We start from the raw sequence: 7553 nt of genomic DNA, 5'->3' as shown, positions 1-7553 counted from the left end.
GGGCACGGGGATTGTGGGGCAGTAGTGAGGCGCCACAGACGCAACGCCGGGGTGGACACAGCAGCTAGGTGTTCACCCCGGCGTCGCCAAAAGCCTTGTCAGGCAAGGAGTTCTCAGCGCACGCCGCTGGCAACCAACTGGCGAACCGACTCGTCCAGCCCGGCTGGCAGTTCATCCAGACCGAACCACGCCAGGTCCTGCGACTCCTCGCTGACCACATACGCCGTACCAGCAGCCGCCGTCACCAGGAACTGAACGTCCAGGTGATAAGCCCCTGCGCAACCACCTGCCAGAATCTCGTGCCGCGAAAGCCGCACCGGCAGCGGATCAATGGAGAGCCCGGTCAGCCCCGACTCCTCCGTAGCCTCCCGAAGCGCAGCTCCCGTCAACGTGCGGTCGCCGGGCTCGCAATGCCCACCCAGCTGCAGCCAGAGACCGACGGTGCGGTGCAGCGTCAGCAGCACCCGCTCACCAGACCCATCGACGACCAGCGCACTGGCCGTCACATGCTCAGGCCGGCACTCTCGCCACATCCCGTCCGCATGCCCCGCCAGATGCCGTAAGTAGTGCAGCCGCAGCCCCTCCTGCTCCCCATCCGGCGCATCCCACTCCGTCAGAACCCCAACCGCATCGTCGAGAAGCACCTACTTGGTCTCGGGGTTCTCGTCGGTCGGGTTGTCGAGGAAGTTGGTGATGTCGAGGTCGGAGAGTTCGCCGGTGTGCTGGGCGAAGCCGATGGGGTCGTCGAGGTCGGAGGTGCTGGGGAGGAGGTCGGGGTGGGACCAGAGGTTGTCGCGGCCGTCGATACCTCTTGCGTCGCGGACGGCGGCCCAGAGGTTGGCAGCGTCGCGGAGGCGGCGGGGACGTAGTTGCAGACCGACCAGGGTGGCGAACGTCTGCTCGGCAGGTCCACCGGCCGCGCGGCGACGCCGTACTGTCTCGGCGAGTTGGATGGCGGCCGGCATCCTGTCCTTGGTTGCCTGCCGTACGACGTCGTCCACCCAGCCCTCGACGAGCGCGAGCGCGGTCTCCAGACGGGCGAGTGCTGCCTTCTGCTGCTCGGAGTCCTCGGGCTCGAACAGGCCGCCCGCGAGCGCCTCCTGCATGGCCTCCGGGTTCTGCGGGTCGATGTCGGCCATCGCGCGCTCGATCTTGCCGCGGTCGACCTCGATGCCGGCTGCGTAGTCGGCGACCGCGGCGAACAAGTGCTGCCGCAGCCACGGCACACCGGCGAACAACCGCTGGTGCGCAACCTCACGCAACGCGAGGTACAGCCGGACGTCCTCGTCCGCCAGCTCCAGCCCCTCGGCGAACTTCACGATGTTGTCCGGTAGCAGAACGGCCTGACCCGTCGGGCCGAGCGGCAGCCCGATGTCCGACGAGCTCACCACTTCACCGGCGAGCTCGCCGAGGGCCTGCCCGACCTGAGCGCCGAAGATCGAACCACCCAGCTGACGCAGCATCCCTGCCATCGGCCCCGCGAGCTGCTGAGCCTCGGCAGGCAGTGCACCGCCCATGGCACCGGCGACGTGCTCGGCGACCGGGTCGACGACCGTCTGCCACACGGGCAGGGTGTTCTCGACCCACTCGGCGCGGCTCCAGGCCGCGGACGTCGTGGAGACCTCGGGGAGCGTGGTTGCCTCGTCCAGCCAGTGCTCGGCCAGCCGGACGGCGTCGGCGACCCGGTCCGAGTCGGTCGGGGTGATCGACCGGTCACCGGCGGCTGACACGGTCTTGCGGGCGATGTCCTTGGCCAGGTCCCAGTTCACCGGCCTGCCGTCGGTCGAGCCGCTCAGCAGCTGCTGGACCTGCGCGAAGATCGCGTTCAGGTCCGGCGTGCCACCCGCGCCGGCCGCACCGGAGAACTGCTGGAACATGGCCTCGAACGGAGTTCCCTTGAACGGGTTGTCCGGTTCGTCGCTCATCGGAGTGGCCTTCCTGTGCGGGTACGGCGTACAACTCCAACGTACTGGTTCCCCCGGTCGGTTCCGCCCCCGGCGAACGGGGGCGTGGTGTTCTGAGCTGGAGTACCGAGGGAGAATAGGGACATGAGCGACGCGATCAGGCTGCTGGACATCCGTGCGGATGCGCTGTCCAGCGACGAGGTGCTGGCCGCTGTGTCCGACCCCACCGCGGGCGGGACCGCTCTTTTCATCGGGACCGTACGCAATCACGACCAGTCGAAGCCGGTGGATCGGCTCAGCTACGAGGCCCATCCGGACGCGCTGAAGCAGCTGCAGCTGGTGGCCGAGCGGATCTGCGCGGACCCGGCGGTGACGGCGCTGGCGGCCGTTCATCGGATCGGTGACCTGAAGATCGGGGACGCCGCGGTGATCGTCGCGGTCGCCGCCTCGCACCGGGAGGTCGCGTTCGCCGCCTGCCGGCGGCTGATCGACGATCTCAAGTCCGAGGTTCCGATTTGGAAACACCAGCACTTCGCCGACGGTGCCAGCGAGTGGGTCGGCGCACACTGACCCGTACGCTGGGCGCATGAAGGTGGCCGGATGAAGGTTTTGGCGTGGCTGGCGTTCCCGCTGGCCGCCACAGTCCTGGCCATGTGCTGGGCAGCGTGGCGCGGTCGCAACCGTGGTCCGCGCCGGTCCGCCGGTGCCTTCGACTCGGTCGAGGAGTTCCGTCGCTTCAGTGACGCCCTGGCCGCTCCCGGCCCGCAGGCGACTCCGCGCCGCCGCGCCTTCAGGCCTCGGCGTGCTTCGCGCAACGCTTCGGACACGACGGGCACAGTTCCCGCGGCCCGGTCGTTGAGCCCGGTAGACGGCCAGACCGGCAAGAAGCTCGGTTCGGCCGAGACGTTGGATTCCACCAAGACCGCAGGGCAGGGTTCGTGACACGTCGTACCGCAACGCTGGTCACTTCGATCGTCGTGCTCGTCCTCTCGCTCGGGCTGCTCACCGCGTTCCCGGTGCCGTTCGTCTCGTTCAGCCCCGGACCGGTCAAGGACACCCTCGGGATGTCGAAGAACAAGCCGGTCATCGAGATCACCGGCTACGACACCTTCCCGACCACCGGCCAGCTCGACCTGACCACGGTCTCGGTCACCTCGCCGGACCGCGAGCTGACCCTGCCGCAAGCGATGCGGAACTGGCTCGACCCGCACCACGACCTGTTCCCGCGCGACATCATCTACCCGCCCGACCAGAGCGCCGACGAGGTCGAGGAGCAGAACACCGCCGAGATGACCGGCTCGCAGGACAGCGCGGTCGCAGCGGCGCTGCAGGCCGCGAAGGTCCCCTTCCACACGAAGGTCGCGACGGTGGCGAAGGGCTCTCCCGCCGACGGCAAGCTGAAGCCCGGTGACATCGTCCTGCAGGTCGACGGTCAGCCGATGACCCAGATCCCGCAGGTCGGTGACGCGGTCCGCAAGCACAAGGTCGGCGAGACGGTGACCTTCCTGATCCGCCGGGACAAGAAGGAACAGACCGTCGAGCTGAAGACGGCGGCTACTCCGGGCGAAGAGAGCCGGCCGATGGTCGGCATCACGATCGGGGTCGACTCCCAGGTCAAGGTGACGGTCAACCTCGGGCAGGACATCGGCGGCCCGAGCGCCGGGACGGCCTTCGCCCTGGCCATCTACGACAAGCTGACCCCCGGTCCGCTGCTGGCCGGTAAGCACGTCGCCGGCACCGGCACGATCGACGCACTCGGCCAGGTCGGTGCGATCGGCGGCATCCAGCAGAAGATCGCCGGTGCCAAGGACGACGGCGCCACGGTGTTCCTGGTGCCGGCCGCGAACTGTGCCGCCGCGCTGCATGCCGGAGTGAACGGCATCCAGCTGGTGAAGATGAGCACCCTGGACGACGCGATCGCCGGACTGAAAGCGATCAGCAGCGGGAAGGGTGACGTTCCCGGATGTACGCCCTGAGTCATCGAGAAGAATCTGTCGGCCGAAGGAGAGATCTGGCGGTATGGAATCCGTAGGCATCCTGCCTCCTGACGCGCTCAGCCGAGCGGTGGTCGAGATCGAGAAGCACGTCAGCAGCGCGGGCTGGGACCAGCCCGCGCAGTTGTTCGCGCTGGTCCCGACCGAGGATCTGCTGCGGGCCGAGCCCCAGCTGGCCGCCGAGCTCGGGGCCGACGACCTGTCCCAGCCGCTCACTCCGGTGGCCCAGGGCGAGCTGCCCGGTGTGCTCGAGGACGAGCACCTGGCCGACGCGCTGGCCCGGATCGAGTGGCCCGACGGCGTCAGCGGTTGCGCCCTCGCCATCGAGCGGATCGTGCTCCCCGCCGCGGCCGAGGCGGGCCTGTCCGCCGCCGAGACCGACGAAGAGCTCGCCCGGATGGCCGGCAGTGATCCACGCCGCCACGAGGTCCGGATGGTCGCGGCCGTCCTGCGCGAAGGCGACCGCTTCGGCGCGGTCCGGCTGCGCTCCCACGACGAGGACAGCGCCGTACTCACCGGCACCGACTTGGTCCCCACGCTGTGCGAAGTACTGTCATTGACATTCGAACCCTCGACCGGCGATCTGCCGGGTGCGGGTCCTGGGGTCGACGGCAGCAGTGACGACGAGGAGAACCGACCATGAGTGACGGCGTCTACGACATGCCGGACGAGCCGCGGCGGGCGGGACGAAATCCCGGGCGACGCCCGCGGGCGTTGCTGCCGACGATCGCGACCCTGATCGTGCTGCTGATCCTGTTCAGCGTCTTCACCGACGTCTGGACCCAGCGCCTGTGGTACCGCTCGGTCGATCTCGGCTCGGTGTTCAGCACCGTCCTGGGCACCCGGGTGCTGCTGTTCATCGCGGTCGGTCTGCTGATGGCCGTCGCGGTCGTGGCGAACATCGTGGTGGCCTTCCGGACCCGGCCGCGGGTGGCGCTCGCACCGTCGCCGAGCCCGGGCTTCGAGCGGTACGGCGACCTGCTCCAGCAGCGCGGCAAGATCGCGATCGGCGTGGTCGCCGTACTGATGCTGACCTTCGGTGGCTCGGCCGCCTCGGGCGAGTGGAAGGTCTTCCTCGCCTGGCGGAACCGGACACCGTTCGGTGTCACCGACCAGCACTTCAACAAGGACATCTCGTTCTTCGTCTTCGACTACCCGTGGCTGCGCGTGCTGCTCGGCTTCGGCTACTCGATCGTGCTGCTGTCGCTGGTCGCCGCCATCATCACCCACTACCTGTACGGCGGCTTCCGCCCGTCGGCCAAGGGGCAGAAGGCCTCGGGGGCGGCGCAGGTGCAGTTCTCGGTGTTGCTGGGTCTGCTCGTCCTGCTGAAGGCCTTCAGCTACTGGCTCGACCGCTACGGCCTGACCACCGACAAGGCGCGGCTGTTCACCGGTATCTCCTACACCGGTGACAACGCCGTCCTGCCCAGCAAGGAGATCCTGGCCGTCATCGCGGTGCTGTGCGCCGGATTGTTCTTCGCGAACGTGGTCCGGAAAACCTGGCTGCTGCCCGGCGTCGGCACGGTCGTGCTGATCCTGTCGGCGATCCTCCTCGGTGCGCTCTGGCCGGCCGCGCTCCAGCAGTTGCGTGTCCGCCCGAGCGAGCCGGTGAAGGAAGCGCCGTACATCGACAAGAACATCGCGGCGACGCGGCAGGCCTACGGTCTGCAGGGCGCCGAGGTCATCGACTACAAGGCGAAGACCACGGCCACGCCCTCGGAGTTGGCCGCAGACGCCGAGGTGCTGCCAGGAATCCGGCTGATCGACCCCAGCGTCGTCGGCCCGACCTTCGAGCAGTTGCAGCAGGTCCGAGGCTTCTACTCGTTCCCGACCGACCTCGACGTCGACCGCTACAAGATCGGCAACAAGACCGCCGACACCGTCATCGCCGTCCGCGAGGTGCAGATCGACAAACTGCCGGCCGGTCAGCGCAACTGGAACAACGACCACACCGTCTACACCCACGGCTACGGCGTGGTCGCCGCGAACGGCAACCAGCGCGCCCCCGACGGCACGCCGGTCTGGACGGAGAGGGACCTGCCGCCGACCGGACAGCTCGGTGACTACGAACCTCGCATCTACTTCGGCGAGAAGTCGCCGGACTACTCGATCGTCGGTGGCCCGAAGGGCGGCCAGGCCGTCGAGCTGGACACGCCGGAGGGTACGACCGGTGGTAGCCCGACGCTGAACACCTATGACGGCAAGGGCGGGGTCGGGATCGGCAGCTTCGGGAACCGGTTGCTCTACGCCACCAAGTTCCGCGACGCGAACTTGCTGCTGTCCAGCCGGGTGAACCCGGACTCGAAGATCCTCTACGACCGCAGCCCGCGCGAGCGGGTCGAGAAGGCCGCGCCGTGGCTGACGCCGGACGGTGACCCGTACCCGGCGGTCGTCGACGGGCAGGTCGTCTGGATCGTCGACGGCTACACCACCTCCGCGAACTACCCGTACGCCCAGAAGGTCGCCCTGGACGACAGCACCCGGGACACCACCACGGGCCGCGGCACGATCGCGCAGCAGCCGAGCGAGGAGATCAACTACATCCGCAACTCGGTCAAGGCGGTCGTGAACGCCTACGACGGCTCGGTCGAGCTGTACGCGTGGGACGAGAACGACCCGGTGCTGAAGACCTGGATGAAGGCCTTCCCGGACACTGTCAAGCCGCGCTCCGACATCTCGCCGGACCTGATGTCGCACCTGCGCTACCCGGAGGACATGTTCAAGGTCCAGCGCGATCTGCTGGCCAAGTACCACGTGACGGACTCGACCACCTGGTACCAGAACAGCGACCTGTGGCGGGTGCCGGCCGACCCGACCGCGACCGTGACGGCGAACACTGACTCGTCGGTGCAAAACAATCAGCCTCCGTTCTATCTCTCGTTGCGGATGCCCGGTCAGGCGGATCCCAAGTTCTCGCTGACCTCGGTGTACGTTCCGAACGCGGAGCGGGAGAACCTCACCGCGTTCATGGCGGTCGATGCCGAGGCGACCTCGAAGGACTACGGCAAGTTCCGGATCCTCCGATTGCCTGGCAACGTGCAGATCCCCGGTCCTGGACAGGTCTTCACCAAGTTCCAGACCGACGACCTGATCAGATCGGCGCTGCTGCCGATCAACCAGCCGTCCAGTGGTACGAAGGCACAGTTCGGCAACCTGCTCACCCTTCCGCTGGGTGGTGGTCTGCTCTACGTGCAGCCCGTCTACTCGGTCCGGACCGGTGGAGCCGGTAGCTATCCGGTGCTGCGCTACGTCCTGGTCTCCTTCGGTGATCGGGTCGCTTTCGGATCGACGTTGCAGGAGGCGCTGACCAAGGTCTTCAACACCAGCGTCGACACCGGCGAGGACCCGAAGCCGCCGACGAACCAGCCACCTGCGAACCAGACGATCAAACAGGCACTAGCCGAGGCGCAGGCGGCCTACACCGCCGCACAGGCCGCCTTGAAGGAAGGTGACCTGGCCGGCTACGCGCGGGAGATCGACAAGATGAAGGCCGCAGTCGACCGCGCCGCCACCGCAGGCGCCGCGACTCCGACCCCGACACCCTCGGGGGCGCCTACACCTACCAACCCGCCGAGCTCACCTACCGGCTGACCTCGGCGGCCGACAGCAGTTCGCGAGGGGCGGTGACACCGGCAACAGCCGGTGCCACCGCCCT

General features: G+C 68.1%; 7 protein-coding genes. 5 read left to right on the top strand and 2 right to left on the bottom strand.

Annotated elements, in window-relative coordinates; all coding sequences use genetic code 11:
- Positions 1–113: 113 nt before the first annotated feature.
- Both E1261_RS05980 and E1261_RS05975 read right to left on the bottom strand, forming a co-directional pair.
- Positions 114–644 carry an NUDIX hydrolase gene (locus E1261_RS05980; RefSeq protein WP_132403079.1) on the bottom strand — a complete coding sequence of 177 codons (531 nt, stop codon included), beginning with the start codon at positions 642–644 and terminating at the stop codon, positions 114–116.
- A complete protein-coding gene (locus E1261_RS05975) occupies positions 645–1925 on the bottom strand; it encodes a zinc-dependent metalloprotease (protein ID WP_132403076.1) in 1281 nt (426 codons plus the stop codon). It abuts the gene before it with no gap.
- A gap of 123 nt (positions 1926–2048) precedes the next feature.
- On the opposite strand from E1261_RS05975, the gene E1261_RS05970 reads away from it, so the two are divergent.
- From E1261_RS05970 to E1261_RS05950, 5 genes are read left to right on the top strand one after another with little or no spacing between them, the layout of a single operon-like run.
- Positions 2049–2474 (top strand): molybdenum cofactor biosynthesis protein MoaE, encoded by a 426-nt coding sequence (locus E1261_RS05970; RefSeq protein WP_132403073.1) that lies wholly within the window; start codon positions 2049–2051, stop codon positions 2472–2474.
- Positions 2475–2504: 30 nt separating this feature from the next.
- Positions 2505–2846, top strand: coding sequence for a hypothetical protein (locus tag E1261_RS05965; RefSeq protein WP_132403070.1), 342 nt, complete (start codon positions 2505–2507; stop codon positions 2844–2846).
- Complete coding sequence (locus E1261_RS05960; RefSeq protein ID WP_132403067.1) at positions 2843–3880, top strand: YlbL family protein; 1038 nt, start codon at positions 2843–2845, stop codon at positions 3878–3880. Before E1261_RS05965 ends, E1261_RS05960 begins: the two co-directional genes overlap by 4 nt.
- A gap of 43 nt (positions 3881–3923) precedes the next feature.
- Positions 3924–4541: a PPA1309 family protein gene (locus E1261_RS05955; protein ID WP_202874338.1), complete on the top strand. Its 618-nt coding sequence runs from the start codon at positions 3924–3926 to the stop codon at positions 4539–4541.
- A complete protein-coding gene (locus E1261_RS05950) occupies positions 4538–7489 on the top strand; it encodes a UPF0182 family membrane protein (protein WP_132403064.1) in 2952 nt (983 codons plus the stop codon). Before E1261_RS05955 ends, E1261_RS05950 begins: the two co-directional genes overlap by 4 nt.
- The last annotated feature ends 64 nt before the right edge of the window (positions 7490–7553 follow it).

The organism is Kribbella albertanoniae (assembly GCF_004348455.1).
Lineage (GTDB): Bacteria > Actinomycetota > Actinomycetes > Propionibacteriales > Kribbellaceae > Kribbella > Kribbella albertanoniae.
Note: the sequence above shows the minus strand (reverse complement) of the source record. Positions and strands in the feature narration are given on the sequence as shown.

Excerpts from the sequence above, each read along its gene's own strand:
- E1261_RS05975 (WP_132403076.1), bottom strand. The coding sequence starts at position 1,925 with ATGAGCGACGAACCGGACAACCCGTTCAAGGGAACTCCGTTCGAGGCC.
- E1261_RS05970 (WP_132403073.1), top strand. The coding sequence starts at position 2,049 with ATGAGCGACGCGATCAGGCTGCTGGACATCCGTGCGGATGCGCTGTCC.
- E1261_RS05965 (WP_132403070.1), top strand. The coding sequence starts at position 2,505 with ATGAAGGTTTTGGCGTGGCTGGCGTTCCCGCTGGCCGCCACAGTCCTG.
- E1261_RS05955 (WP_202874338.1), top strand. The coding sequence starts at position 3,924 with ATGGAATCCGTAGGCATCCTGCCTCCTGACGCGCTCAGCCGAGCGGTG.
- E1261_RS05950 (WP_132403064.1), top strand. The coding sequence starts at position 4,538 with ATGAGTGACGGCGTCTACGACATGCCGGACGAGCCGCGGCGGGCGGGA.